29 protein-coding genes, 2 tRNA genes and 1 other RNA gene are annotated in these 25,922 nt (G+C 70.4%); 19 read left to right on the top strand and 13 right to left on the bottom strand.

The annotated features are described in order from the left end of the window. Positions 1-311 precede the first annotated feature (311 nt). The 3 genes from AB0K35_RS08755 (at position 312) to AB0K35_RS08745 (ending at position 3,492) form a co-directional block, all read left to right on the top strand. Positions 312-935, top strand: coding sequence for a DUF6230 family protein (locus AB0K35_RS08755; RefSeq protein WP_238667308.1), 624 nt, complete (start codon positions 312-314; stop codon positions 933-935). Between the two features lie 92 nt (positions 936-1,027). Then, on the top strand, positions 1,028-2,464 hold the full coding sequence (locus AB0K35_RS08750; protein WP_363884462.1) for a DUF6114 domain-containing protein: 1,437 nt from the start codon (positions 1,028-1,030) through the stop codon (positions 2,462-2,464). Positions 2,465-2,628: 164 nt separating this feature from the next. Next, the gene (locus AB0K35_RS08745; RefSeq protein ID WP_363884460.1) at positions 2,629-3,492 is read left to right on the top strand and encodes a hypothetical protein; all 864 of its coding nucleotides are present in this window, start codon (positions 2,629-2,631) and stop codon (positions 3,490-3,492) included. Between the two features lie 107 nt (positions 3,493-3,599). Here AB0K35_RS08745 and AB0K35_RS08740 read toward each other — a convergent pair whose 3' ends face one another. Next, entirely contained in the window at positions 3,600-5,270 is a 1,671-nt protein-coding gene (locus AB0K35_RS08740; RefSeq protein ID WP_363884458.1) for a DUF885 domain-containing protein, read from the bottom strand. A gap of 130 nt (positions 5,271-5,400) precedes the next feature. On the opposite strand from AB0K35_RS08740, the gene AB0K35_RS08735 reads away from it, so the two are divergent. After that, the gene (locus AB0K35_RS08735; protein WP_363884456.1) at positions 5,401-6,381 is read left to right on the top strand and encodes a DMT family transporter; all 981 of its coding nucleotides are present in this window, start codon (positions 5,401-5,403) and stop codon (positions 6,379-6,381) included. Positions 6,382-6,492: 111 nt separating this feature from the next. Here the strand turns inward: AB0K35_RS08735 and AB0K35_RS08730 are convergent, their stop codons facing one another. Continuing rightward, a complete protein-coding gene (locus tag AB0K35_RS08730; RefSeq protein ID WP_363884454.1) occupies positions 6,493-7,566 on the bottom strand; it encodes a PHP domain-containing protein in 1,074 nt (357 codons plus the stop codon). Position 7,567: 1 nt separating this feature from the next. After that, positions 7,568-8,329 (bottom strand): peptidoglycan DD-metalloendopeptidase family protein, encoded by a 762-nt coding sequence (locus AB0K35_RS08725; protein ID WP_363884452.1) that lies wholly within the window; start codon positions 8,327-8,329, stop codon positions 7,568-7,570. Between the two features lie 64 nt (positions 8,330-8,393). Between AB0K35_RS08725 and AB0K35_RS08720 the strand changes: the two genes are divergently transcribed. From AB0K35_RS08720 to AB0K35_RS08705, 4 genes are all read left to right on the top strand, one after another. After that, positions 8,394-8,783: a hypothetical protein gene (locus AB0K35_RS08720; RefSeq protein WP_363884450.1), complete on the top strand. Its 390-nt coding sequence runs from the start codon at positions 8,394-8,396 to the stop codon at positions 8,781-8,783. A 111-nt stretch (positions 8,784-8,894) separates the two neighbouring features. Then, positions 8,895-9,062, top strand: coding sequence for a hypothetical protein (locus AB0K35_RS08715; RefSeq protein WP_167362451.1), 168 nt, complete (start codon positions 8,895-8,897; stop codon positions 9,060-9,062). 117 nt (positions 9,063-9,179) lie between these two features. After that, a complete protein-coding gene (locus AB0K35_RS08710; RefSeq protein ID WP_112677338.1) occupies positions 9,180-9,707 on the top strand; it encodes a tRNA adenosine deaminase-associated protein in 528 nt (175 codons plus the stop codon). Between the two features lie 145 nt (positions 9,708-9,852). Further along, positions 9,853-10,299, top strand: a complete 447-nt coding sequence (locus AB0K35_RS08705; RefSeq protein ID WP_238667321.1) for a nucleoside deaminase — start codon at positions 9,853-9,855, stop codon at positions 10,297-10,299. A gap of 13 nt (positions 10,300-10,312) precedes the next feature. Here AB0K35_RS08705 and AB0K35_RS08700 read toward each other — a convergent pair whose 3' ends face one another. Beyond that, positions 10,313-11,467, bottom strand: coding sequence for a HAMP domain-containing sensor histidine kinase (locus tag AB0K35_RS08700; protein WP_238667300.1), 1,155 nt, complete (start codon positions 11,465-11,467; stop codon positions 10,313-10,315). After that, positions 11,464-12,120: a response regulator transcription factor gene (locus AB0K35_RS08695; RefSeq protein WP_238667299.1), complete on the bottom strand. Its 657-nt coding sequence runs from the start codon at positions 12,118-12,120 to the stop codon at positions 11,464-11,466. Before AB0K35_RS08695 ends, AB0K35_RS08700 begins: the two co-directional genes overlap by 4 nt. A gap of 141 nt (positions 12,121-12,261) precedes the next feature. Between AB0K35_RS08695 and AB0K35_RS08690 the strand changes: the two genes are divergently transcribed. From AB0K35_RS08690 to AB0K35_RS08675, 4 genes are read left to right on the top strand one after another with little or no spacing between them, the layout of a single operon-like run. After that, the gene (locus AB0K35_RS08690) at positions 12,262-12,774 is read left to right on the top strand and encodes a hypothetical protein (RefSeq protein WP_238667298.1); all 513 of its coding nucleotides are present in this window, start codon (positions 12,262-12,264) and stop codon (positions 12,772-12,774) included. Then, positions 12,771-13,862, top strand: a complete 1,092-nt coding sequence (locus tag AB0K35_RS08685) for a peptidoglycan-binding domain-containing protein (protein WP_363884447.1) — start codon at positions 12,771-12,773, stop codon at positions 13,860-13,862. Before AB0K35_RS08690 ends, AB0K35_RS08685 begins: the two co-directional genes overlap by 4 nt. An 8-nt stretch (positions 13,863-13,870) precedes the next feature. Beyond that, the gene (locus AB0K35_RS08680) at positions 13,871-14,554 is read left to right on the top strand and encodes an ABC transporter ATP-binding protein (RefSeq protein WP_238667320.1); all 684 of its coding nucleotides are present in this window, start codon (positions 13,871-13,873) and stop codon (positions 14,552-14,554) included. Beyond that, positions 14,554-15,753, top strand: coding sequence for an ABC transporter permease (locus AB0K35_RS08675; protein WP_363884445.1), 1,200 nt, complete (start codon positions 14,554-14,556; stop codon positions 15,751-15,753). The genes AB0K35_RS08680 and AB0K35_RS08675 overlap by 1 nt, the downstream gene beginning before the upstream one ends. A 183-nt stretch (positions 15,754-15,936) precedes the next feature. Here AB0K35_RS08675 and deoD read toward each other — a convergent pair whose 3' ends face one another. Beyond that, on the bottom strand, positions 15,937-16,644 hold the full coding sequence (gene deoD, locus AB0K35_RS08670; protein WP_074315244.1) for a purine-nucleoside phosphorylase: 708 nt from the start codon (positions 16,642-16,644) through the stop codon (positions 15,937-15,939). A 75-nt stretch (positions 16,645-16,719) separates the two neighbouring features. Between deoD and AB0K35_RS08665 the strand changes: the two genes are divergently transcribed. Next, positions 16,720-16,806: transfer RNA gene (locus AB0K35_RS08665), tRNA-Ser, on the top strand. Positions 16,807-16,863: 57 nt separating this feature from the next. Here the strand turns inward: AB0K35_RS08665 and AB0K35_RS08660 are convergent. Next, on the bottom strand, positions 16,864-17,613 hold the full coding sequence (locus tag AB0K35_RS08660; RefSeq protein WP_363884443.1) for an SDR family oxidoreductase: 750 nt from the start codon (positions 17,611-17,613) through the stop codon (positions 16,864-16,866). 160 nt (positions 17,614-17,773) lie between these two features. On the opposite strand from AB0K35_RS08660, the gene AB0K35_RS08655 reads away from it, so the two are divergent. Further along, entirely contained in the window at positions 17,774-18,406 is a 633-nt protein-coding gene (locus tag AB0K35_RS08655; RefSeq protein ID WP_363884441.1) for a TetR/AcrR family transcriptional regulator, read from the top strand. A gap of 80 nt (positions 18,407-18,486) precedes the next feature. Here AB0K35_RS08655 and AB0K35_RS08650 read toward each other — a convergent pair whose 3' ends face one another. Both AB0K35_RS08650 and AB0K35_RS08645 read right to left on the bottom strand, forming a co-directional pair. Further along, positions 18,487-19,017 (bottom strand): hypothetical protein, encoded by a 531-nt coding sequence (locus AB0K35_RS08650; RefSeq protein WP_308193411.1) that lies wholly within the window; start codon positions 19,015-19,017, stop codon positions 18,487-18,489. Positions 19,018-19,073: 56 nt separating this feature from the next. Beyond that, positions 19,074-19,628: a hypothetical protein gene (locus tag AB0K35_RS08645; protein WP_238667292.1), complete on the bottom strand. Its 555-nt coding sequence runs from the start codon at positions 19,626-19,628 to the stop codon at positions 19,074-19,076. Between the two features lie 157 nt (positions 19,629-19,785). On the opposite strand from AB0K35_RS08645, the gene AB0K35_RS08640 reads away from it, so the two are divergent. Then, a complete protein-coding gene (locus AB0K35_RS08640) occupies positions 19,786-20,433 on the top strand; it encodes a DUF1349 domain-containing protein (protein WP_363884439.1) in 648 nt (215 codons plus the stop codon). Positions 20,434-20,466: 33 nt separating this feature from the next. Here the strand turns inward: AB0K35_RS08640 and AB0K35_RS08635 are convergent, their stop codons facing one another. Beyond that, the gene (locus AB0K35_RS08635; RefSeq protein WP_357224749.1) at positions 20,467-20,658 is read right to left on the bottom strand and encodes a DUF397 domain-containing protein; all 192 of its coding nucleotides are present in this window, start codon (positions 20,656-20,658) and stop codon (positions 20,467-20,469) included. Then, complete coding sequence (locus tag AB0K35_RS08630; protein ID WP_363884437.1) at positions 20,649-21,416, bottom strand: helix-turn-helix transcriptional regulator; 768 nt, start codon at positions 21,414-21,416, stop codon at positions 20,649-20,651. Before AB0K35_RS08630 ends, AB0K35_RS08635 begins: the two co-directional genes overlap by 10 nt. Before the next feature lie 197 nt (positions 21,417-21,613). Here AB0K35_RS08630 and AB0K35_RS08625 point away from each other — a divergent pair, with 197 nt between their 5' ends. Beyond that, positions 21,614-21,856, top strand: a complete 243-nt coding sequence (locus tag AB0K35_RS08625) for a flavin reductase (protein ID WP_238667288.1) — start codon at positions 21,614-21,616, stop codon at positions 21,854-21,856. Between the two features lie 69 nt (positions 21,857-21,925). After that, positions 21,926-22,588: a pentapeptide repeat-containing protein gene (locus AB0K35_RS08620; protein WP_363884434.1), complete on the top strand. Its 663-nt coding sequence runs from the start codon at positions 21,926-21,928 to the stop codon at positions 22,586-22,588. A gap of 169 nt (positions 22,589-22,757) precedes the next feature. On the opposite strand, the gene AB0K35_RS08615 is transcribed toward AB0K35_RS08620, so the two are convergent. Next, a complete protein-coding gene (locus AB0K35_RS08615; RefSeq protein ID WP_238667286.1) occupies positions 22,758-23,201 on the bottom strand; it encodes a hypothetical protein in 444 nt (147 codons plus the stop codon). 262 nt (positions 23,202-23,463) lie between these two features. Further along, positions 23,464-23,548: transfer RNA gene (locus tag AB0K35_RS08610), tRNA-Ser, on the bottom strand. An 82-nt stretch (positions 23,549-23,630) separates the two neighbouring features. Between AB0K35_RS08610 and ffs the strand changes: the two genes are divergently transcribed. Next, an RNA gene (ffs, locus tag AB0K35_RS08605) (signal recognition particle sRNA small type) lies at positions 23,631-23,720 on the top strand. Positions 23,721-23,923: 203 nt separating this feature from the next. Next, positions 23,924-25,922, top strand: a 1,999-nt coding sequence (locus AB0K35_RS08600) for a DNA polymerase III subunit gamma and tau (RefSeq protein ID WP_363884432.1), incomplete at its 3' end; no start/stop codon positions are given.

Genomic DNA, 25,922 nt, shown 5'->3' with positions numbered 1-25,922 from the left:
TGCTTTACATTTGTTATTCGATTGTAATTAGTCAATGCAGCGTCACGTTGCGCTGATCGATCTGCCGCATCGCGCCCATCTTGTGGACATATAGGAGTGTTGCGAAGACGAATCCGCTCACCTTCCGTGATGTCCCACCTCCGCGGTGTCGGCCGACTGTTACCGCTCGGTAATCGGGGGGTTGTGACCTGCGCCGCAACGGGTGCACCATCAAGCCCGATGGTTACCAGCCGGTAACAGAACGCGGGCTCCCAGCGCGGGCCGCCCGCTCGGTACCGGCCACTCGCGCGCATCGACCCGAGGAGGAACCCGTGCAGGATCGGATAGACAGTCAGGGTCGTACCCGATGGTGGCGTTTCGCCGCCATGATGGTGCCCGCCACGGCGGCTGCCGGCGCCATCCTCTTCGGAATGTCGACCGGCGCGATCGCGTCCGACATCACTGTCTCCGGGCAGACGTTCAAGATCGGCGCCGACCGCCTGGAGGGCGACGGCTTCAAGCAGTACGGCGGCATCGTCCGCGAGAAGGGCACCGACGGGAAGTCCGGCAAGGTCCACCCGATCGCGCTCTCCGAGATCAGCAGCGCCGAGTTGTACAGCCTCTGCCAGTCGGTCCGCGCCGACCTGCCGGGCCTGCCTGTGGTGCTCACCATCAACGCCGGCGAGGGCAAGGAACCCGCCCGCGCCAAGGACCTGCTGATCGCGATGGACTCGTTGAACGGCAACGCGACCTTCACCAACATCAGGATCGGTCGGGACGCCACCGACCTGAACCCGACGGCTCAGGCCGGCTCGTTCGGCCAGAACTCCGACCACGTCACCATCACCAACCTGCAACAGGTGTCCCGCTACACCACGGCGGCCACGTTCAACCTGGTCGGCCTCCGACTCAAGGTCAACGTGGGTGACGACGCCAAGGGCAAGGAGTGCTTCTGAGCTGAGCCGAGGCCCGCGGTGGTCAGCACCGCGGGCCGGGCCCATGCCCCCATCCCCGCTCGGTCCCGTCCCCGCTCGGCCAGGAGGAGTACGTGACAACCGCGAACCCGTCCCACGCCCGGCCCGGTGGTCCGGCTCAGGCGTGGCGGACCTTCCGCCGCTGGCAGCGCAGCCGGCCGTTCTGGGGCGGGCTGCTCATCGCCCTGGCCGGACTGGAGATGTTCGCCTCCACCCGGATGACCCTCAACGGCCTCAGCTTCCACAGCGGTGCGACCGGCCTGCTCTCGCTACTGATCCCGATCATCCTGGTGACCTGTGGCCTGCTGCTCTGGTTCACCCCGGCACAGCGGCTGTTCTACTCGGTCGTCGCGGCGGTCACCGCTGTGTACTCGCTGATCGGGCTCAACCTGGGCGGCTTCTTCGTCGGCCTGCTGCTCGGCATCGTCGGCAGCGCGCTCGCCTTCGCCTGGACGCCGATCCACCCCACACCACCCACCCCGCCGCCGGCCGAGATCGAGCAGCACGACGATGACCAGGGCAACGACGACCAGGGCAGTGCCGGCGAGGGCGCTGCCGTGCGGGTCGATCATCCGGGGGTCGGAGCCTCCGACGAGGGTGCGCCGCCCGAGTGGCCGGGGCGTTCCGCTGATCCGCGAGCCTTCGCCATCGCTCTCGTGGTCCTCGGCCTGGCGGCCGTCGGCCTGACCGCCCAGCCCCGAGCGGTGCAGGCCGCACCGAATCGACAGGCCCCGACCGGCTGTCCCACCCCGCCCCGGGCCGTCACCCCGTCGCCCGGTCGCAGCACCGCCACGCCGACGCCCACCCCGAGCCCGACGCGGGGCGGCAACGTGATCACCGACATCCTGGACGGGATCGGGGACCTGCTCGGCATCGGAGACCAGGCGGACCCCGCGCCCTCGGTGCGTCCCACCGCCACGCCGACAGCCCGGCCGACCAGCACGGCGACGCCCCGCCCCGGCCCCGCCGACTGTCCGTCGCAGCCCCCGGGCAAGCCGACCCCTGGCAAGCCCGGCAAACCGGCACCCGAGCGGCCGGGAACGGTGCAGCCAGGCAAACTCCTGCCGCGCATCGTCGCCGATCCGGCCCTGCCGACGGTGGCCCAGACGCCGTCGAAGCTCACCGGGTCGTCGGTGCGGATGACCGGGCTGCGGTTCGACGGGGTCACTGACCTGCACACCGTGAAGGGCGACCTCAAGGTGCTGAAGTTCAGCATGCGGGAGGCGGTGACCGCCGACTTCCTGCTGCGGGCCGACGGCCCCGCAGGGCGCAACCAGCGGTACGCGACCAACCAGCTGACCGTCAGGGGAGACGTGGCCTTCTACGCGACCCGGTTCGTCGGCCGACTGCTCGGCATCAAGATCACTCTGACCCCGGATCTGCCGCTACCGGACGGCCTTCCGATCACCTCGCCCATCCCGATCACGTTCACCGACCCCACCATCGACCTGGCGTACGTCACCAGCGACACGCTCACCGCCCGCCCGGCGCTGGCACTCACCCTCGGCTGAGCGCACGACAGTGGGAGCAGCCTCGGGTGGCGCGCATGCGGGCCATCTGGTGGGGCTTGCGCGGCTACCGCTGGACGACACCAGAGACGAGCGTCGAAACAGGCTGTCCAGCAGGGCCCTCGCGTCGATACGCTGTCCTGTTCCGACAGGAGGAGGACCACCGGGTGGCGAAGGTTATTTTCTTTGACGATGGACCTTTTCGTTACTTCGGCGAGGTCTCACACGCCAGCGCTATTCCGCTATCCTCTGAGATCTCCGCCGAGCAGTACCTGAGCTTCGCCCACGAAGATTTCAAGTCGGGTCAGGAGCGGGGCCTCGTAAATGCGATGGGAAATGCCAAGAGGGCGCTGCACCTTGCGATTGACACCCTGCTGCACAACTACGGACTGCTCGCGCTGAACAAGCGGTGCGACTTCGGACAGAAGCTACGCCTGCTCGACGAGTGCGGACTGATCTCGCTGAGCATATTTCGGAAGCTGAACGTCGAGCGCAACGTGATGGAACACGAATACCGCGTTCCAAGCAAGGAGACGGTGAGTGATGCCATCGACGTCTGCCAACTACTCCTGCTGGCGGTCGAACGCCTATGTCAAGAAGTGCCCCTGGAGGGGACGGTCGGAGTCCGAGAATCCGGCAAGCATGGCCTTTTCAGGCTCGACCGCGCGGCAGGGCGGCTGACCATAAGCGAGTTCATGGAGCCCGCCTTGATGACAAGCCGACAGTTTGGCGAAGACATTGCCTATGTGCTCCCCACATTTTACGGCACCACGCGAACCCCGCCGGCTGAAGTGTTGGCCGAGGAACCGTTTTTCTCCCTGCCGCTCCAGGCGAAGCAGATTGGCGTCTGGGGCAGCTACCTGCGACTGGTGGTCGAGTTGAGGGAGTCATTCCTCCGAGATTCGCTCGGGAAGCTCAACCAGGACACCTACACTCTCGGCATCACATTTCCGGCGGACGACCTGCCCAGCGTATCGGAATTTCTGTCGTACCTACAGAAAAGAGAACGGGGGTCGCTGGCTGAAGCGTGAAGAGGCGCTTGCTCGCCCGCATTTCCGCGCCAGCAGCCTCGGCTCGGGGCGTGGCTGCGCGCGGCGACGGACTCGTCGTACCGTCGGCGCGCGCAGCCACCGCCCGGTCAGAGCCGGGCCAGCGCCCGGCGCAGCGGGTCGAGACCCAGTGCACCCAGGTCCAACGCCTGCCGGTGGAACTCCCGCAGGTCGAAGTCGGCGCCCTTGCGGGCCTTGGCGTCCTCGCGGGCCTGGAGCCAGATCCGCTCACCCACCTTGTACGAGGGCGCCTGTCCCGGCCAACCCAGGTAGCGGTTCAGCTCGAAGCGCAGGTTCTCGTCCGGAACCCGGCAGTGTGCCCGCATGAACTCCCAGCCCAGCTCGGGCGTCCACCGCTCGCCCGGGTGGAAACCGAACGGATTGTCCTTCGGGATCTCCAGCTCCAGGTGCATGCCGATGTCCACGATCACCCGTGCCGCGCGCATCGCCTGGCCGTCGAGCATGCCCAGCTTGTCGCCCGGATCGTCCAGGTAGCCCAGCTCGTCCATCAGCCGCTCCGAGTAGAGCGCCCAGCCTTCGCCGTGCCCGGAGACCCAGCAGAGCAGCCGCTGCCAACGGTTGAGCAGGTCGGCCCGGACGGCGGTCTGCGCCACCTGAAGATGGTGACCCGGCACGCCCTCGTGGTAGACCGTTGTCACCTCGCGCCAGGTGGAGAAGTCGCTGATGCCCTGCGGCACCGCCCACCACATCCGACCCGGGCGGGAGAAGTCCTCACTGGGGCCGGTGTAGTAGATGGCACCGTCGCTGGTCGGGGCGAGGCAGCACTCGATGCGGCGGACCTGCTCCGGGATGTCGAAGTGGGTGCCGTGCAGCTCGGTGATCGCCTTGTCGGCCAGCGCCTGCATCCAGTCCCGGAATGCCTCCTTGCCCTGGATGGTCCGGGCGGGGTCGGCGTCCAGGGTGGCCACTGCCTCGTCGACTGTGGCACCGGAGCCGGCGATGCGCCCCGCCACGACCCGCATCTCCGCCTCCAGGCGGGCCAGCTCCGCGAAGCCCCAGGCGTACGTCTCGTCCAGGTCGACCTTGGCGCCGAGGAAGTACTGCGAGGCGAGCTCGTAGCGCTCCCGGCCGGCGGCCTGCTTGTCCCGCCCGTGCGGGGCCAGCTCACTACGCAGGAACTGGCCGAACTCGGCTGTCGCCGCTGTCGCCGCAGCCGCACCCCGACGCAGCTCCGAGCCGAGGGTGCCCTCCGCCCCGAGCCGCTCGACCAGCCCGTGGAAGAAGTTGTCACCGGTCGGGTCGACCCAGATGTCGCACTGCTTGGCCACCTCGACCAGCTGCACCTTCGAGCTGACCTCACCGGCGGCGAGCGCCTCACGCAGTGTGGTCTTGTAGCCCTCCAGCGCGGCGCCGAAGCCGTTGAGCCGGGCGGCGATGTTGGCCTGATCGTCGCTGGTCGCGGTGGGCATCAGGTCGAACACCATGCGGATCTCGTGCAGCCCGCTGGTGATCACGCTGACCTCGCTGGTCACCTCACCGGCGTCGTACCGGGCGAGGTCCAGGCCGAGTCGTTCCTGCATGGCCTCCTTGGCGGTCCGTTCCGATTCGGTCTCCGGCTCGGTCACCTCCAGCTCGGCGAGGGTCCGGCGGGTGAGGTCCGCGCGTGCCGCGTAGCCGTCGGGCGAGAGGTCGTCGAGCTGGTCGTCATGGCCGGCGATGCCGACGAAGGTGGCGCCGGTGGGGCTCAACGGCGCCCACTCGGCCACGTAGCGGTTGGCGAGTTCATCAATTCGTCCCACGCTGCGACCCTACGTGACCACGCCGCCCCCGTGTCGCCGACGTTTGTCGTGTTGGAGCTGCGGGTTGAGGCACGGCGTGACGGCCGAAAGGCGCGCGACTTTGTCGCACGGTTGCGGCAGAGTGTCAGGGGTGAACACCGATATCACTCCTGACAAAGCGCCGGTCCGTGCCTGGCTGCCCGGCTTTGTCGCCCTCGCCGCGATCTGGGGTTCCAGCTTTCTCTTCATCAAGGTCGGGGTGGCCGAGCTGCACCCGGTGCAACTCACCCTCTACCGGGTCGTCGCCGGCGCGCTGACCCTGCTGGTGGTCCTAGCCGTGCTGCGCGACCGGCTGCCCCGCGAGCCCCGGGTCTGGGCCCACCTGACCGTCGTCGCCGCCTTCGGCGTGGCAGTGCCGTTCACCCTCTTCGGCTACGGCGAGCAGCGGGTCGAGTCGATGCTGGCCGGCATCTGGAACGCCACCACGCCGTTGATCGTGCTGCCGCTGGCGGTGCTGGTCTTCCGCACCGAGCGGCTCACAGTGCGCCGTGCGGTCGGGCTCGGGCTGGGCTTCGTCGGGGTGCTGGTGGTGCTCGGGGTCTGGGAGGGCATCGGCGGGGCGCACTTCACCGGGCAGCTCATGTGCTTCGGTGCGGCGGCCTGTTACGGCGTGGCCATCCCGTACCAGAAGCGCTTCGTCGCCGGCAGCGCGTACTCCGGCCTGTCGCTCTCCACTGCGCAACTGCTGCTCGCGGCCGCGCAGTTGGCCATCGTCGCCCCCTTCGTCGCCGGCCTGCCGCCGCTGCCCACCGACCTTTCAGCCGGGGTGGTGGCAAGTGTGCTGACCCTCGGCGCGCTCGGCACCGGGCTCGCGTTCGTGATCAACATGCGCAACATCCGGGTAGCCGGCGCGAGCACCGCGTCCACTGTCACGTACCTGATTCCGATCTTCGCGGTGCTGATCGGTGCGCTGGCGCTCGACGAACGACTCAACTGGCACCAACCGGTCGGCGCGCTGATCGTGCTGCTCGGGGTCGCGGTTTCGCAGGGGATGTTCAGTCGCCGCCGGAGCAGCCCGGTCGTCGGCGTCGGCGCTCCCGCCACCCCCGCCGCCGAACCCGCCCACCGCTGACAGACCACCTGATCGACTCGGTTTCCTGGAAATCGGGGTGTCCGGCGGACCGGGACACCCCGATTTCACGAAACGCGAGTGGATCAGCCCCGAAGGGCAGGGGCGGGCTGATCAGAGGCGGTCGTGCGTCCAGGCCACCAACTGCTCTGCCGACCAGGTGTTGACCACACGGTCGGCGGGGACGCCGCAAAGGGCGGCGCGTTCGCAGCCGAACCGTTGCCAGTCGAGCTGGCCGGGCGCGTGCGCATCCGTGTTGATGGCGAACCGGCAACCGGCCTCCAATGCGCGGCGGATCAGGCGTTTCGGCGGGTCCTGCCGCTCCGGCCGAGAGTTGATCTCGACGGCGGTGTCGTGCTCGGCGCAGGCGGCGAAGACGGCGTCCGCGTCGAAGTCGCTCTCCGCCCGGGTACGCGCGCGGTGCCCCCGATCGCCCGGACCGGTCACCCCGGCCGGGCGGGAAGACACCATCCGGCCGGTGACGTGACCGAGGATGTCCAGGTGCGGGTTCGCGACCGCCTTCAGCATGCGCCGGGTCATCTTCGACCGCTCGTCCTTCAAACCGCTGTGCACCGACCCCACCACCACGTCGAGCCGCGCCAACAGGTCGTCGTCCTGGTCCAGGGAACCGTCAGCGAGGATGTCCACCTCGATCCCGGTGAGGATCCGGAAACCCTCGGGCAGCGCCGCGTTGACCTGCGCCACGTGGTCGAGCTGCCGGCGCAGCCGCTCCGCGGTCAGCCCCCGCGCCACCGTCAGCCGGGGCGAGTGGTCGGTCAACACCAGATACTCGTGGCCCAACTCCACAGCGGCCAGCGCCATCTCCTCGATGGGCGAGCCGCCGTCGGACCAGTCCGAGTGGGTGTGACAGTCGCCGCGCAGGGCGGCGCGGAGCGCCGTGGCCTCGGCGTCCAGGTCGCTGCCCTCGGTCGCCACCAGACGACGGAGGTAGACCGGTTCCTCACCGGCGAGGGACTCCGCCACGCAGCGGGCCGTGACGTCACCCACACCGGCCAACTCGGTGAGCGTGCCGTTGCCGGCCCGTTCGGTCAGCTCGGCAGCAGGCAGGCCGGCCAGCGCCTTCGCCGCCGACCGGAACGCGCGTACCCGGTAGGTGGCCTCGTTCGCCCGTTCCAACAGGAACGCGATCCGGCGCAGGTCGGCAATGGGATCTCTCGCGTGAGCCATGTCAGGGCGCCTTCGGGCAGCCGTGCCTGCGTTGCCACGCGGTGACCTCGGCGGCTGGCTCCCGGTTGCCGCCGCGCCGCCAGGAGTCCAGGTAACGCGCCGGCCAGATCACCCCGCGCCGGATCCACCAGCCGTCCTTGCCCGCGCACGACGGAGAGATGCCGAAGTGCACATGACACACGTTGTTCGCGTTGCCGGTGCGGCCCACCTTGCCGAGCTGCTGCCCGGCGCGGACCCGCACCCCGGCGTCGACTCCGCTGGTCACGACACTCAGGTGCGAGCCGTAGTAGCGCACCCCGTCGTCGCCGAGCAGGGCGACCGACAGGCCGCCGTTGTCAGGGCCCTGCGGCCCACGCTTGCGGTACCGGTCGACGCGGCTCACCTCCAGCACCGTCCCGTCGGTCACCGCAACGAACGGCTCGCCGCAGTCGGCGAAGAGATCCGTCGCCGGGTACGCCCCGTGCGTCGGGTGGTAGTCGACGTCGTCCGCGCGTACCGGAAAGACGTGCTTCAGCCCGGTGCGGGGTGCCGTCGCCGACGGCCTGGCCGACGACGGCGCCGGGGGACTCGGCTCGGTCGCCGCCGGCGTGGGCGGCTGTGACGCCGGCTGGTCGGCGGTCGCCCAGACCGAAGGTGGCGTCGGCGCGGCGCCGTCGGGCACCCCCGGTCGGGTGGTCGCGCAGCCGGCGGCCAGCACCGGGGCGAGCAGCAGCAGGATCGGGTACGCCGGACGAGCGCGGCGGCTGATCGTCGGCGAGGACATCCGGTCATCCTGGCAGAGCCGGTACCGTGGGCACGAGCGGCACGCGTGAGGGAGGGCAACGACGGTGACCATTGCCCGACCCGACCCTGACCCCGATTTCGGTGCCGTCCGCCAGGTGCCGCGCACCCCGTCCGGTCTCTTCCCCTCGGGGCCACCGACGCGGCCCACCTACCGCGAGCCGCACCCGGTCACCGGCGGTGGTGTCGCCGCCGGTGGCGGCGCGGCGGCCGGTTGGCTGCTGCTGTTCGGCCTGCTCGGCACCGACGTCGCCAGCTACGCGTGGTGGACGGTGTTCGCCGGCCTGCTGGCCTGGGTCACCGCCCTGGTGCTGGTCCGCTACGGCGACCGAGGGGTGGCCACCGGGGTCGCCATCGTCACGGCGGGTGGTTGGAGCATCGCCGCCGCCGTGGTGGCGGTCCGCTGGGCCACCAGCGGTGACTGGCCGCTGTGGTGACCGGTACGGACGGGCCCCGAAACGGCGCTCGGTGACTGCACCGTGTGCCCGGTTGGCTGCGTAGCGAACGCCGTCTTGACGTGGCCGCCGAGACTCGGCACGCTCGGGACCATGGCCTGGACCACTCCCCGGCAGGATCCCGATCGCAATCGCCGTCGACTGCAATTGCTTGCCGAGTTGGCGGGCGCCCGGGCGGTCCGCCAGCGCAGCCGACCCCAGCGGCAGCGCACCGAGCGTCTGCGCCAGCTCATCGCCACCCGCCGTCGAGTCGTCGGCTGATCCGACTTTGTCAGGAATGACCCGCCCTTCGGGGCGTTGACGGGTCGCCTGCCGACCCGACCGGCTAACGTGCACGCGTAACGAGTCGACGCTGTGTCGAGGGCTATTGGGGGGACCGTGTCGTACTTCGCTGCGGCCGTGGTGCGTGACGACAGTGGCTGGACCGCCGCCGAGGTCAGCTTGCGTGGCGCCACCGACATCGACGAGGTTGCCGACCGGCTGCGTGACGTCGACCAGGAGGCCGACGTGTCGCTGCTCTTCGTCGAGGCCGACGACGCCTACCTGGTGATCCTGCGCCTCGACGAGGGCGAGGACCTGCGGGTGTTCGGTTCGGACTCCGCGTACGCCGAGGAGTCACAGCTCGGGGCGCTGCTGGTCGGTGACCTGAAGACCTCGGTCACCGGGCTCGACGGTGACGACGAGCCACGCCCGGTGAGCACCGGTGACGAGGAGAGCGAACAGCCCGTCGTCGACCCGGAAGCCGACCCGGTCGGTGAGGCCGACCTGCTGGCCAACCTGGGCATCTCCGCGCAGAAGCTGCTGACCCTCTGCACCCACGAGGGGATGATGCCGGCGGACGTCACCGCCGAGATCTGCCAGGTGCTCGGCTGCGCCGACGAGGTCGAGGAGCTGCGTGAGGTCTGAGCCGGCCGACGCCACCGATCCGTCGCTGGAGTCGATCCGACCGGGCCAGCCGACCCCGGGCGCGGTGGGCCGCGCCGGGCCCGGCGCCCACGAGGGCCTGGCCGACCTGGGCGAGGTCGGCCGACGGCAGCGGCACGAGCTGTGGATGCGCCGCGCCCTGGAGGTCGCCGTCGCCGGCCCACCAGTCGACGACACTGTCAGCACCGACGTCGACGACGTGCCGGTGGGGGCGGTGCTCTACGGTCCGGACGGCACCGAGTTGGCCACCGGACGCAACGAGCGCGAGCTGACCGGCGACCCCACCGCCCACGCCGAGGTGCTGGCCCTGCGCCGGGGCGCCGAGCGCACCGGCCGGTGGCGGCTGGACGGCTGCACACTGGTGGTCACCCTCGAACCGTGCACCATGTGTGCCGGGGCGCTGGTGCTGGCCCGGGTCTCCACAGTCGTGTTCGGCGCGTGGGAGCCCAAGACCGGCGCGGCCGGATCACTCTGGGACGTGCTGCGGGACCGCCGGCTCAACCACCGCCCCGAGGTCTACGGCGGGGTGCTGGAGGCCGAGAACGCCACCGTTCTGCGCGCGTTCTTCCGCTGAGGCGGGTCGCCGGTCAGGGCGGCGGCAGGGTGACAGTGACGATCAGACCGCCGTCCGGGCGGGGCTGCGCCTCGGCGGTGCCGCCGTGCGCCCGGGCCACCGCGCGGACGATGGACAGCCCCAGCCCGAAGCCCCGCGCGCCGACGACCCGCTCACGTGACAGCCGACGGAAGGGCTGGAACATCGTCTCGACGTCGTAGCCGGGAATGACCGGGCCGGTGTTGGTCACGGTGAGGGTGGGCCGGCCGTCGACCAGCCCGGTGCGCACCTCCACCCAACCGTCGGCGGGCAGGTTGTGGCGCAACGCGTTCTCCACCAGGTTGAACGTGAGCCGCTCCAACAGCACCGGATCGCCGCTGGTCAGCGCCGGGGCCAGGGCCCGCCGAACCGGCACGCCGGGTGCCTGCTTCCCGGCCTGCTCGGTAGTGTGCGCGCAGACCTCGGCCAGGTCGACCGGCGTACGCTCGGTCAGCTCGTTCTCCGAGTCGGCAAGGGTCAGCAGACCGTCGATCAGCCGCTCGTGGCGTTCGTTGACCGCCAACAGCGACTCGCCCAGTCGCCGGGTCTCCGCCGAGGCGTCCGGGCGGGTGACCGCCAGCTCCACCAGGGCACGGTTGAGCGCCAGCGGCGTACGCAGCTCGTGCGAGGCGTTCGCCACGAACCGGCGCTGCCCGTCAAAGGAGCGGTCCAGCCGTTCCAGCATCTCGTCGAAGGTGTCGGCGAGTTCGCGTACCTCGTCGGGAGGGCCGGTGAGCGCGATCCGCTCGTGCAGACCACGGCCGGCGGTGTCCGCTCCGGCGATCCGGCGGGCCGTACCGGTGATCTGGAGCAGGGGCTGCAACGCCCGACCGGCGAGCAGCCAGCCGAACGCGATCGCCACCGCCGACACCACGATCAACGCGATACCGCCCTGGGTGAGCAGCGACTCCAACGCGTTGCGCTTCGCCTCGTCCTGCACCTCCTGCAACAGGGCGCGCAGGTTGTCGACGTTCTGCCCGCTGGGCGTCGTGGGGGCGGTCTTCGGCAGGTCCCGCAGGCTCACCCCGAACGGCTGCGCCATCCGCTGATCCACCAGCACGTACGTGACGGCGAGCAGGACCACGCCGGCCAGCAGGAAGAGCCCGCCGTAGATGAGGGTGAGCCGGGCGCGGATCGTGAGGCGTTTCATCGGATCTGGTACCCCGCCCCGGGGACCGTCTCGATCACCGGCGGGTCGCCGAGTTTGCGGCGCAGCTTCATGACTGTCACCCGGACCACGTTGGTGAACGGGTCGATGTGCTCGTCCCAGGCGCGTTCCAGCAGGTCCTCGGCGGAGACCACAGCGCCTTCGGCGCGCAGCAGTTCGGCGAGCACCGCGAACTCCTTGCGGGACAGCGCCACGTGCCTGTCGTCGCGGCGTACCTCGTGTCGGGCCGGGTCGAGCTGGATGCCGGCGCGACGCAGTGTCGGCGGTGCCGCCGGGCGGGACCGGCGGGTCAGCGCGTGCACCCGGGCCGACAGCTCGACCAGGGCGAAGGGCTTGGTCAGGTAGTCGTCGGCACCGAGCGCCAACCCCGCCACCCGTTCCCGGACGGCCGCCGACGCGGTCAACATCAGCACCCGGGTCTCCCCGCCCGCGTCCACTATCGCCCGGCACACGTCGTCGCCGTGCACCACCGGCAGGTCCCGGTCCAGGACCACCACCGCGTACTCGTTGACGCCGAGCCGTTCCAGGGCGGCGTCCCCGTCGTACGCCACGTCGACAGCGAACGACTCCCGACGTAACCACTCGGCGATCGCGTCGGCCAGCACGTTCTCGTCCTCGACCACCAGCACTCTCACCCCTCCATGGTGCTCGGGGTGCGGTAACGCCGGCATAACCGCCGACGGTAACGCCGGGGATACGCCCGCTGCCCTGCACTGGGTGTCACGTTCGGCGAACCGCGCCGGACCTGAGCGGAAGCGGACACCATGCGACGACAGATGCTTGCGATCCCCGTCCTGCTCGCCCTGGCGCTGTCCGGGTGCGGCGCGGGAGGCGACGATGGCGGCGGGGTCGCGACCGCCGGCGGGGCGAAGGCCGAGACCGCGGCGAGTGGCACGCCGGTCAGCGATTCGGAGCGGCAACTCGCCTTCGCGCGGTGCATGCGGGAGAACGGCGTGGACATGCCCGACCCGGAGCCGGGCGGCCGTCCCGGCTTCCGGCTCGGGGCGGACGTGGATCAGCAGAAGGTCCAGGCGGCCATGGAGAAGTGCCAGGACAAGCTGCCCAACGGCGGGCAGGGACCGCAGCTCAACCCCGAGCAGGCCGAGCAGATGCGGACGCTGGCCAAGTGCATGCGGGAGAACGGGGTGCCGGACTTCCCGGACCCGGACGCCGACGGGCGGGTCCGCATCGGGGCGGGCGGCAACGCGATCAACATCGGCGACCCGGCCATGAAGGCCGCGCTGGAGAAGTGCCGGCAGCACGCGCCGCAGTTCGGAGGTGGCCGGTGACCGGCGCCATCCGACGTTCGCGGCTGCGCGCCGCCGTCACCGGCGGCGTCGTCCTGCTGGTTGCCGCCGTGGGCGTGATCGCCGCGGTGGGTTTCGACGGCAGCGCCGACGGGGGCCGCGCCCAGGCCGGCGGCGCGCCAACCGCCACCGCCACCGTCACCCGGCAGACCCTCGCCGACTCGGAGACCGCGGACGGTGAGCTGGGGTACGGCGCGACGCGTACCGCCACGGCGAAGCTCAGCGGCACCGTCACCGCGCTGACGGCCACCGGGTCGACGGTACGACGGGGCAGGGCGCTCTACCTGGTCGACAACGAGGAGGTGGTGCTGCTCTACGGCGGGTTGCCCGCGTACCGGACCCTCGCCCCCGGGGTGGAGGGGCCCGACGTCACGCAGTTCGAGAAGAACCTCGAAGCGTTGGGCTACACCGGCTTCACCGTCGACGACGAGTACACCGGCGCCACCGCTGACGCCGTCCGGGACTGGCAGGAGGACCTGGGCCTGACCGAGAACGGTCGGGTCGAGCCGGGGCGGGTCGTGTACGCCGACCGGGAGGTCCGGGTGGAGAGCCACCAGGTCGACGTCGGCGACCTCACCCAGCCCGGGCAGGCGGTGCTGACCTACACCGGCACCAGCCGGGTCGTCACAGTCGAGTTGGACGTGGACGACCAGCGGTTGGCCAAGCGCGACGCGAAGGTCACCGTGCGGTTGCCGGACGGACGGTCGGTGGCGGGCACTGTCAGCACTGTCGAGACCGTCGTCCAGGCCGGCGCGACCGGCGCCAACGGGCAGGCCGGCGACGCCGAGACGAAGATCGAGGTGACAGTCGCGGTGACCGACCCGAAGGCCCTCACCGGCTTCGACAAGGCCAGCGCGGACGTCACGTTCACCGTGTCGGAGCGCCGCGACGTGCTCACAGTGCCGGTGGCGGCCCTGTTGGCGCTGGCCGAGGGCGGCTACGGCGTCCAGGTCGCCGATGGCGACGCGAGCCGGGTCCTCGCGGTGACCACCGGGTTGTTCGCCGACGGCCGGGTGGAGGTCACCGGTACGGGCCTCACCGAGGGCACGACCGTGGTGGTGCCGACGTGAGCGGCGAGGTGATAGTGCTCGACCGGGTCAGCAAGCGGTACGCCGGCGGCGTCGTCGCGTTGGACGACGTGTCGCTGCGGATCGGTCACGGCGAGTTGGTAGCGATCGTCGGCCCATCCGGATCGGGCAAGTCGACGATGCTGCACCTGATCGGCACCCTGGACCGGCCGTCGTCGGGCAGCGTGCTCATCGACGGGTACGACGCGGCGAAGCTGACCGACCGGGAGTTGTCAGCGCTGCGGGCCACCCGGATCGGCTTCGTCTTCCAGCAGTTCCACCTCGCTCCCGGCGTCCCGGTCGTGGACAACGTGGCCGACGGGTTGCTCTACTCCGGCGTACCGCTGCGGCGGCGGCGGGACCGTGCGGAGGCCGCGTTGGTCCGGGTCGGCCTGGGCCACCGGTTGGGGCACCGGCCGCACGAGCTGTCCGGCGGGGAACGGCAGCGGGTGGCGGTGGCCCGCGCTGTGGTCGGCGAGCCGGCGGTGCTGCTCGCCGACGAGCCGACGGGCAACCTGGACTCCCACTCCGGTGCCGGGGTGTTGGAGTTGCTGCACGATCTGCACCGGGCCGGCACCACAGTCGTGGTGATCACCCATGATCGGGAGATCGCGGGAAGCCTGCCCCGGCAGGTGCGGATGCGCGACGGCGCGGTGCGGCACGACTCGGCCCTCGCGTCGGGCGGGGTCGGCTGATGGCGACGCTGACCCCGGCCCGACTGCGGCCGGCGGACGTCGTGCGCGTCGGTGGGGTGGGGCTGCGGACCCGTCCGCTGCGGGCGTTTCTCTCCGCGTTGGGCATCGCGATCGGCATCGCCGCGATGATCGCGGTGGTCGGCATCTCCTCGTCGTCCCGGGCCGAGCTGGACCGGGCGCTCGACGCGCTCGGCACCAACCTGCTCACTGTCGAGCCGGGGGCCACACTGTTCGGCGCGGACGCGCAACTGCCCGAGGAGTCGATCGCGATGATCGGGCGGATCGGCCCGGTGACGGAGGTGTCCGCGACCGGGCAAATGCCCGACGCCAAGGTGTACCGCTCGGACCGGATCCCGGCGGCGGAGACCGGTGGCATCGCCACCCGGGCGGCCCGGCTGGACCTGCTCGGCACCGTGGGAGCCGAGGTGACCACCGGCACCTGGCTCAACGAGGCGACCGCCCGCTACCCGGCGGTCGTGCTCGGCGCCACCGCCGCGCAGCGGCTCGGGATAGCCTCGGCGGACCCGCAGGTGCAGGTGTGGGTGGGTGGGCGTCCGTTCACGGTGGTCGGCACCCTCGCTGCCGCACCGCTCGCCCCGGAGTTGGACACGTCGGCGTTGGTCGGCTGGGCGGCGGCGGCCGAATACCTGGGCTTCGACGGTCATCCGACCACCGTCTACACCCGGGCGCAGGAGTCGCAGGTCGAGGCGGTCCGATCAGTGCTCGGCGCGACCACCAACCCGGAGGCGCCGAACGAGGTAGAGGTGTCCCGGCCCTCGGACGCGCTGGCCGCCGCCGAGGCGACCGACGACGCGTTCACCGGCCTGTTGCTGGGCCTGGGCGCGGTCGCCCTGCTGGTCGGTGGGGTCGGCGTGGCGAACACCATGGTGATCTCGGTGCTGGAACGACGAGCCGAGATCGGCCTGCGCCGGTCACTGGGCGCGACCCGCGGTCAGGTACGGGCCCAGTTCCTCACCGAGTCGCTGCTGCTCTCCGCGCTCGGCGGGATCGGTGGGGTGCTGCTGGGCATCCTGGTCACGGCGGGGTACGCGCTGTCGCAGGACTGGCCGACGGTGGTGCCAGCCTGGGCGATGCTCGGCGGGGTGGGCGCGACACTCGTCATCGGCGGCTTCGCCGGCCTCTATCCGGCGGTGCGGGCTGCCCGCCTGTCGCCGACCGAGGCGTTGGCCGCCGTCTGACTTCCTGCGGCCCGCAGTGGCCTTCGGTGGCCGCGGTGGCCCGCGGTGGCGGCGGTGGCGGCGGTGGCGGCGGTGGCCTTCTACGGTCGGGCGTCGGACGCGAAAGAGCGTGATGACTGTGAGACATCAAGATGTCTCCCAGTCATCACGCTCTCCGCGGTGTTGCCCGGCCGGTCGGACGGGTCAGGCGATGATCGTGTCGAGGGCGATCTCGACCATCTGGCTGAAGGTCTGCTCGCGCTCCTCGGAGGTGGTCTTCTCGCCGGTCTTGATGTGGTCGCTGACGGTCAACACGGTCAGCGCGCGGGCCTTGAACCGGGCGGCGATCGTGTAGAGCGCCGCCGACTCCATCTCCACCGCCAGCACGCCGTAGTCGGCGAGGGTGTCGTACAGGTCCGGCCGGTCGGTGTAGAAGGCGTCCGCCGCCAGGATCGGCCCCACGTGCATAGTGATGCCGCGCCGCTCGGCCACTTCGACCGACGTACGCAGCAGCCCGAAGTCGGCCACCGGGGCGTAGTCGATCAGCCCGTCGAAGCGCATCCGGTTCATGTTCGAGTCGGTGGACGACCCGATCGCCGCCACCACGTCCCGCAGCTGCAGGTCGGTGCTGAGGGCACCACAGGAGCCGACCCGGATCAGCGTCTTCACGCCGTACTCGTTGATCAACTCGTGGGCGTAGATGGAGGCCGACGGCATGCCCATGCCGGAGCCCTGGACGGAAACCTCGACGCCGTTCCAGCGGCCGGTGAAGCCCAGCATGCCCCGAACCGTCGAGTAGCAGGTGGCGCCCTCGAGGTAGGTCTCCGCGATCCACTTGGCCCGCAGGGGGTCACCCGGCATCAGGACCCGCTCGGCGATCTCGCCCGGCTTCGCGCCGATGTGCGTACTCATGGCAAAGATCCTGCCAGGCCGGCCCGGGCGATACCGGTTCGGCGTCGGAACCGGCGGTCCTGTACCCTCGTCGGCGGTGGCGTGTCCGAGCGGCCTAAGGAGCACGCCTCGAAAGCGTGTGAGGGTTAACGCCCTCCGAGGGTTCAAATCCCTCCGCCACCGCTCTGAAATGCAGAAACGCCCGGTCGATCCGTGAGGATCGACCGGGCGTTTTCGCGTTCAGAGCTGCTGCTCGCCGCCGTCGACGAACAGTTCGCCGCCGGTCATGAAGCTGCTCTGGTCGGAGGCGAGGAAGAGCGCGGCGTTGGCGATCTCGTCCGGGTGTGCCATGCGCTGCATGGGCACGCCCGAGGCGATGGCCTGGAGCAACCCGGGGGCCTCCGCGGGGCTTGGCGCGAGGCCGGCGAGCCCGGGGGTTTCGGTCGAGCCGGGGACCAGGGTGTTGACCCGGATCTTCCGGCCGATCAGCTCGGCGGCCCAGGTGCGGCCGAACGAGCGGATGGCCGCCTTGGACGCGGCGTAGACGCTGAACGCCGGGGTGCCGTTGCTGGCGGCGGTGGAGCCGCTGAGCACTATCGACGCGCCCTCGTTGAGCAGGGGCAGGGCCTTCTGCACTGTGAAGATGGTGCCGTAGATGTTGGTGTCGAAGGTGTTGGTGACGTGCTCGACCGTGATCGAGTCGAGTGAGCGGAACTCACCACCGCCGGCGTTGGCGAACACCACGTCCAGCCCCGCGCCCCGTTCCTCGATCGCCCGCATCACCCGGTCCAGGTCGTCGAGCTTGCTGACATCGCTGGCGATGCCTGTGACGTTCGCGCCGATGCTGGCCACTGCCTCGTCCACCGGGCCCTTGCGGCGGCCGGTGACGAAGACGTACGCGCCTTCGGCGGCGAAGCGGCGGGCGGCGGCCAGGCCGATGCCCGTGGTGCCCCCGGTGACGAGGGCGGTCTTGCCGTCGAGCTGTCCCACGATGGATCTCCTCCGTTGGGGTGTGGTGGTGCGGCCGATCCAGCGAATTTTGTACCGAGCGGTACGTATCCGACCGTAGCAACCGCCGACCGCGTCCGCAAATTTCTGTACCGATCGGTTTTCGTTGCCGGTAGGATGGGCGGAGAAGGGGTGGTGGGCTGTGCCGCAGCGAGGTCGACCGCGGGGCTTCGACGCCGACGAGGCGCTGGAGCGCGCGGTGGAGGTGTTCTGGCGTCAGGGGTACGAAGGCGCTTCGGTGAGCGACCTCACCGAGGCGATGGGGATCAACAAGCCCAGCCTCTACGCCGCGTTCGGCGGTAAGGAGGAGCTGTTCCGCAAGGCCGTGGCCCGCTACGCCGAAAAGGACATGGGGTACGCGCGGGACGCCTTCGCCCAGCCGACCGCGTACGAGGTGGTCGCCACTCTGCTGCGCGAGAACGTGGTCGCCGTGACCCGGACCGACCGACCTGCCGGTTGCCTGTCGATCCAGGGCGGCACCAGTTGCTCCACCGAGAACGCGCCCATCGCCGGATTCCTCGCCAGCAGCCGCCTGGGCGGTGAGGTTGCCCTCGCCGACCGGCTCGCCCGCGCCGTCGCCGAAGGCGACCTACCCACGCAGGCCGATCCGGTCGCGCTCGCCCGCTTTGTCATGATCGTCACCGAGGGGCAGGCGGTGCATGCCGCCGCCGGAGTCAGCAGGGAAGACCTGCGGCAGGCCGCGGAGATCGCGCTCGCCGGTTTCGCCGCCGCGTCCGGGGCGCGCCCGCCCGAGCGGGCCACCGACCCGGCCTGAGCTGTCGTCGTTCGAGCACCGCCGCCTGTGGTCGAGCGGTCGCCGTCGGCAGCCTTCAGGCTAGCGAGAGTCCGCGCCGCTCAGCACGGGCCCGCACCCTCGGCGAAGAGGCGGCGGGCCCAGTCCGCGTACCCGGCGATGGTTTTTCGGACAGTGCGCCCGTCGTGCAGGAACAGGTACGCGCGGTCGCCGCTGCGGGCGAGCAACCCGTCGAGCCGGTGTGTCCCCTGTGGAGCGCGCAGCCGGCTGACCTCCGGGTAGCGGTCCCAGACCTCGTCGACGGGCGAGCCCGCCGTTATGCCCTCCGGTGTCCGCATCGGGTCGCCGACCCAGAGCAGCACGAGTTTGTCCTCCATGAAGACCGGGCTGACAGTGTCGTGGCCGGCGAGCATCGGCCCGCAGGCGTCCAGGCTGGTACGCAGGATGCCGCGTCGGGTCAACTCGTCCTCGGTGGCTCCGAACTCGATGTTGCGCAGGCCGTTCAGGTCGATGATCTCCACGTTGCCGGCGGGTCGGCCGTTCGGAATCGACCCGGTTGGCGGTACGCCGCTGCCCGCGATCGAGGCAGCCGTCAACAGCGTGGCGATAAAAGCAAATTGTCGCAATTTCATGGAATCCCCCAGTCCCCAACGGAACGGGAGCGTTCAGGTTGCTGCCGATCGCCGGATTACTGGTTCTCCCACTGTTCGACAAGTTCGTCCCAGTAGTCGGCGCTGAGTCGACGTCGGCCGTGCGCCAGCCAACCCTCGGTGCTCCGCTCCAGGTGCAACCCCAGTTCGGCGAACCTGTCGATCCAGGTGCCGGGCTCCACGCCGAGCTGACTCAGCGCACAGTTGATCGGCCACTGCTCGCGCGGCGCGCTCAACTCGTCGTCGAAGCGCGGGCCCCAGGACAGCACCCCGCCCAACCACACCACTGCCGACTGGTAGCCGACGCCACCACCGAACTCCGCCTCCACATAGGCCACCGGCCCCGACTGTGACCACCGGGTCAGCACCTCGACCAGCGCCGTCGACAACACCAGGCCGAACGGGTGCGCGGCGCTGCGGTCGTCGGTGGCGAAATCCGGCAACGACCCGGTCAGCTCGATCACCAACTGTGGGGTGACCGGGAGCAACGCGAAGTCCTGGCGCAGCTCGCCGAGGACGGCGTGATCCAGCCCGGCGGTCTGCTCGCGGAGCAGCTCAACGTCCGCGACCACCGCGCTGAGCTGGTAAGCCATCGATCCCTCCGCCGTCCACAGCCTGTGGATAGAACATGTGTACGACGAGTTCCCCGTCGTCGGTTCCTGGGACGGTACCGGCCGGAGGGTGGACGTGCCGGGCCCCGCTCGATGAGTGGGCATCGGCGAGCAGGGCGACGGTTGTACGGTCCTGGCCATGGCCAATCAACTGAGCGTCTCCGGTGTGCCGTTCCCGCTCGTGCCCTCGTCCGCCGAACTGTGGCGGGTCGACGAGGCGGCCGGCACCGTGGCGGTCGAGGCGCAGCCGCGCACTGACATCTTCATCGACCCCAGCACCGGCTCCGCCGACGCGGCCAAGACCACCACTGTCAGTGCCGAGTCGACGCTCAACGCGGCGACCCTGCTCGGGGACCTGCCGACGGGGGACTTCCAGTTCAGCGCCCGGGTCACAGTGGGCTTCGCCGCCACCTTCGATGCCGGTGTGCTCCTGCTGTGGCTCGACGAGCGGCGCTGGGCCAAGCTGTGCTTCGAGTTCTCCCCGGCAGGAGACCCGATGATCGTGTCGGTCATCTGCCGAGGTGTCGCCGACGACGCGAACGCCTTCGTCGTACCCGACCGGTCGGTGTGGCTGCGGGTCTCCCGGGTCGACGGGGTCTACGCGTACCACGCCTCGGTCGACGGTGAGACCTGGCAGCTGATCCGCGTCTTCCTCCTCGACCCCGACACCTCTCGCGACCGGATCGGCTTCGCGGGCCAGTCCCCGACCGGTGAGGGGTGCAGCGTGACGTTCGACGAGATCACGTTCCGGGCAGAGCGTCTGGGTGATCTCCGTGACGGCTCCTGACCCTGCCGTATTGGGCGTGTGACAGGGCGCAGGTCAGGTGCGTCGGGTGAGCTGGCTGACGAACGCGCGCCAGGCCGTGGGCGCGAAGGCGAGCGCCGGGCCGGTCGGGTCCTTTGAATCCCGTACGCCGATGACGCCGGGCAGGTTGTCAGCGACCTCGACGCAGTTGCCGCCGTTGCCGCTGCTGCGGCTGCTCTTGCGCCACCGGGCGCCGTTCAGCTCCATGACTCCGCCACTTCCTGGATGAGTTCGACCGACTGCCAGTGGGACAACGCCTCGCCGCGCACGTTCTCCCATGCCGCCATCATGGCCGCGATGTCCTCTGGGTCGCTAGCCACTTGTCCCTGAAGTTGGTTGTCGAGGTAGCCGGCGACCCGGTGGTCGTGGCTGTGCGCGATCACGAAGGGTCCGTTGAGGCCGGCGTAGGCGCCGACAGTGCTGGGCACCACGTGCACCCGGATGTGCGGCTCGACGCACGCCGCCGCCACGGCCAGCAGTTGCTCCCGCATCGTCGACCGGCCGCCCACCGGACGGCGGATGACCGCCTCATCGACGACCGCCGTGAACTGCGGCGGGTCGTCCCGCTTGAGGATGCCCTGCCGGCCGAGCCGGACCGCGAGGTGGCGCTCGATCTCACCCCGGGGGATCAGGCCCGCGCCGCCCAGCACCGCGCGGGCGTACACCTCGGTCTGGAGCAACCCCGGCAGAACTGTCGATTCGTACGACCGAAGCGACACCGCCTCGCGCTCGATCTCCTGCCACGGACGAAACCAAATGGGATCACGACGTCTTGAAGTGTCCGGCCAGATGTCCGACACGTCCTTGTGTAGAGCCTCCGCTGCCGCCAGCCGGTGGCGTGGATGCGGGATGCGGTCCTCGGTCAACCAGCGCCCCACGGTCTTCGGGTCGACGCCGACGGTCTCGGCGAGGGATTCGGTGGTGTGCCCGGTGTCGCTGAGTGCCACCCGAAGCGCGTCGTTCACGGCTCCTCCATTGGATGTCCTAAATATCTGGGAACCATATCGCTACGCGGTGTATCTGTCTCGTAACTCTCCCAAGGGTGGTCCACAGAAGACGGCGTGGCCGGTGGAGGCGCAGGAGCCCGGCGGTCTGCGTCAGTCCGGGGTCGCCCCGACGGGGAGGCGGGGCGACCCCCGTCCAGTGCGAAGGAGATCCGCCAATGCCCCGCCGCCGCTACCGGAACCACCTGCCGACCCGACCGACCTGGCGCTGTGCCGCGTGCGGCATTGCCTGGCCCTGCTCAGCGGCGAAGCTGCGGCTGCTCGGCGAGTACCGGCACGACCGGCTCGCGTTGACCGTCTACCTGGCGACGCTCCAGGCTGAGGCCGGCGAACACCTCACCGACGTCGACCCGGCCCGGCTGACCGACCGCTTCCTCTCCTGGGCCCGCGCCCGCGCCTGACCTCGTCAGCTCACGCCAAGTTCCGGATCGAGGCCGAGGTCGGAGTCGGACGGCAAGGTGGTGTCGATAATGAGCATGTACAAGCGGGCCGGTGACGACGTGATCCGCTGGCCGGACAGCCCGGACGCGCGGAAAGCGCTCCAGGAGTGGTTCGCCGACGCTTCGGCCACGGCGTACCTCTCCGGGGATCTTCTTGATTTTCGCGGGGCGGACCTCAGCCGGCTCGATCTGGCCGGCGCTTATCTCGCCAATTCCCACCTGGCCGGTGTCCGATTCGAGGAGGCCAACCTCGGCGACGCCAACCTGACCAACGCCGACGTGCAGGGCGCGGATTTCTCCCGCGCCGACCTGGCCAAGGCGGAAATGGCGGGTTGCTCGGCCGGTAGGGCGGTCTTCTGTTCGGCTCGGCTGTTCGCGGCGCAGCTCGACGATGCCGTTCTCAAAGGGGCGGATCTCCGCCACGCCATTCTCAACTCCGCCACGCTCTACAAGACCGATCTGCGCGACGCCAACCTTGAGCTGGCCAGCCTGCGCTGGTGCACGCTCGGCGGCACGAGCATGCCGACGGTGCTGACCGGCACGAGGATGTTCGGCTGCCAGTTCGAGGGCGCGAAGGGCGCCGTCGTCGGCCCGGTCCTCGTCGATGAGGAAGCGACCCGGTCCCTCGGCGGCGCTGAACTGGAGGCGTGGTTCTCAGCGCAGGGCGCGGAGCACGTCCAGGTGGTGGGCTGACGCCGCCGCCCAGACGATTCAGACCGGCATGCAGGTCTCTGTCGGCCTGCGGTGGGTCGGCGGCTGACGGCCGCCTGAACGCGGTGTCGCTGACCGGTGGGAGAGCCGGCGCCATTCGGAGTACCCACGGACCTCCGAAGGGCGCCGACCCGCGGCCCTGTTCGTCCGGTCAGCCGTCGATGCTGGGCCATTCAAGACTCGAACAGCTCGGCTGGATCAGGTTGTCCATCCCGTCGACCAGGCAGATCTTGAGCCCGATGACCTCGTTCTTCGCGACGTTGTTCGGGAAGATCGTGTACGGGTCGTAGATGACCGAAGTCCACGCGCCGTTGCCGTTGTACTTCGTGCCGAGGTACTTCCCGTGCAGCCACGCCCAGACCTGCACCCCGTGGCCATCGGCGGCGATGTCGCGGATGACCAGATAGTCGTCGTTGTTACCGCCGCCGGCCGCGCCGGGGCCGTAGTCGATGAAGTCGACTGCGCCGCCCGACTGGCCGGTGTAGACCGTGTAGTCGTCGTTGCCAGCGGCAGCCGCCGGGTTCGTGGTGGCCAGGATCGCGGTCAGCGCCACCGTCAGCGGCAGTAGTACCCGCCTGGCAAGGGCTCGTGTCATGTCCGTCGCACTCCTCTGCATCGCTCGCTCCGGCCCTTCGGTCGGTGCCGATTGGCTTGATCATTGCGATGCCGGCTTGTCCAGACCTTCGACAAACCTTGAACCCCGAGGCCACGAGATCCGCGAACGGGACGCCAACCTGGAGGTCGCCAACCTGCGGTGGTGCACGCTGGGCGGCGCCGGATGCGACGGCTGCCAAGCACAGACGACTCAGGGCCGGTCCCCGTGGGGCCGGCCCTGTCGTTCGTGCTGCTCAGGCGAGCGGAGGATACGAGATTCGAACTCGTGAGGGTGTAAACCCAACACGCTTTCCAAGCGTGCGCCCTAGGCCTCTAGGCGAATCCTCCGCGAGCCAGGATACAGGCCCGTGTCGGCCGGGCCACCCCACCACCCCCTGAAGATCGACGGGCGGTCGGGTAGGCTGGGCGTCACCTCCCGTGCGGCGGTATCTCGTGAACCTCCCCAGGGCCGGAAGGCAGCAAGGATAAGCGAGCTCTGCCGGGTGCACGGGAGGCCTTTTTGTCTGTGGGCCGGTTGATCCACTCGGCATCCGTGATGTCGCGGTGTCCCGGCCATGCGGACACAGCGGTTTCCAGGAAGCCGAGTCGATCAAGCCCTGGCGGCCCGGTGGATCAAGCACGGCATCCGCGGCGCCCGGGGTGGTGGGTGGTCACCCGCGCCCGACCGGCGCAGAATGGCTCGGTCGAGAGGAGGCGGGACGAGTGACGCTGGCGCTCTACCGCAAGTACCGGCCGCGTACCTTCGCTGAGGTCATCGGCCAGGAGCACGTGACCGAACCGCTGTCGCAGGCGCTGCGCAGCGGACGACTCAACCACGCCTACCTCTTCTCCGGCCCCCGTGGCTGCGGCAAGACCACCAGCGCCCGGATCATGGCCCGCTCGCTCAACTGTGAGCAGGGCCCCACTCCCGAGCCGTGCGGCAAGTGTGACTCCTGCCGCTCGCTGGCCGCCGACGGCGCTGGCTCGATCGACGTGATCGAGATCGACGCGGCCAGCCACGGCGGTGTCGACGACGCCCGCGAGCTGCGCGAGCGCGCCTTCTTCGCGCCGGCCAGCAGCCGCTTCAAGATCTACATCATCGACGAGGCGCACATGGTCTCGACCCAGGGCTTCAACGCCCTGCTCAAGCTGGTCGAGGAGCCCCCGGAGTACGTCAAGTTCATCTTCGCCACCACCGAGCCGGAGAAGGTCCTCGGCACGATCCGGTCGCGGACCCACCACTACCCGTTCCGGCTGTTTCCGCCGAAGGTGGTCCGCCCGTACCTGGAGCAGCTCACCCAGGCCGAGGGCGTCGCAGTCGAGCCGGCGGTCTTTCCGCTGGTGGTCCGCGCCGGTGGCGGCAGCATGCGGGACAGCCTCTCGGTGCTCGACCAGCTCATCGCCGGCGCAGGCGCCGAGGGGGTCAGCTACGCCCGGGCCGTCGCGCTGCTCGGGGTCACCGACTCGGCGCTGATCGACGAGATGTGCGACGCGTTGGCCGCCGGTGACGGCGCAGCCGCGTACGCCACAGTCGACAGGGTCGCCGAGGCCGGGCACGACATGCGCCGGTTCGCCTCCGACCTGCTGGAACGGCTGCGCGACCTGATCGTCATCCAGCAGGTGCCGGACGCCGCCGCGAAGGGCCTGATCGACGGCCCGGCCGACCAGATCGAGCGGATGGCAGCCCAGGCTTCACAGCTCGGCTCGGCCACGCTGTCCCGCTGCGCCGACATCGTGCACAACGGCCTGGTCGAGATGCGCGGCACCACAGCGCCCCGTCTGCTGCTGGAGCTGATCTGCGCCCGGATGCTGCTGCCCGGCGCGGACGACTCCACCGGCGGCCTGCTCCAACGCCTGGAGCGGATGGAACGCCGGCTCACAGTGGGTGGCACCGAAGCGCCGTCGGCCGCCGCCGGCTCCGCGCCAACCAACCACCCGGGGGTACGCCCACAGCCAGCCACCCCGGTCCCGGCTGCCGCCACCCCGGCACCCGCGAACGCCCCTACCTCCGCACCGCCGTGGGAGGTCGGCCCGGCGGCGTCGCTGGCCCAGGGCGCTCCCGCCCCGGCTGCTCCGGTCACCGAGGCACCGACCCCGCCCGCTCCGACCTCCGGTGCGCCGGCCTCGTACGTCTCGGCGGCCGACTCGCCGATCCCGGCCTCCCCCGGCGCGTCGACCGGGTCGACAACCGCTGACCAGGCCGTACCCGTCTCGCCCGCCGGGTCGACCCCGCGTCGCGTGGTGCCACCGTCGGCGGTGCTTCCCGACCCGGCCACGCCCGCGCCGCCCCGACCGGGCGCGCCAGCCGCCGCGCTGGACGCGGTAGCGGTCCGCCGCGTCTGGCCCGACGTGGTCGGCAAGGTCAACCGGACCAACAAGCGGATCGCCGCCCTGATGCGCGACGCGGTCGTCCGCGAACTCGACGGCGACATGCTTGTGCTGACTGTGAAGTCCACAGTGCTGGCCAAGATGATGGCCGATCACGCGGCGGTGCTCACCGACGCGCTCTACGAGGAGCTGGGCGGGCGCTGGCAGGTCCGGTGCGAGGTGGCCGGCGAGCGCGGTGGCGTGTCGCTGCCCAGCTCACCGCGCACGCAGCAGACCGCACCGCCTCGACCCGCCGCCCCACCAGCCACGCCGTCCGCAGCGACCCCGACTGCCGCCGGCCCGACGAGTGCGCCGCCAGCCCCGCCAAGCTCGAACGCCGCGTCAGGCTCGAACG

Origin of the sequence: Micromonospora sp. NPDC053740 (assembly GCF_040677775.1) — a bacterium.
Classification (GTDB): Bacteria; Actinomycetota; Actinomycetes; order Mycobacteriales; family Micromonosporaceae; genus Micromonospora; species Micromonospora alfalfae.
Note: the sequence above shows the minus strand (reverse complement) of the source record. Positions and strands in the feature narration are given on the sequence as shown.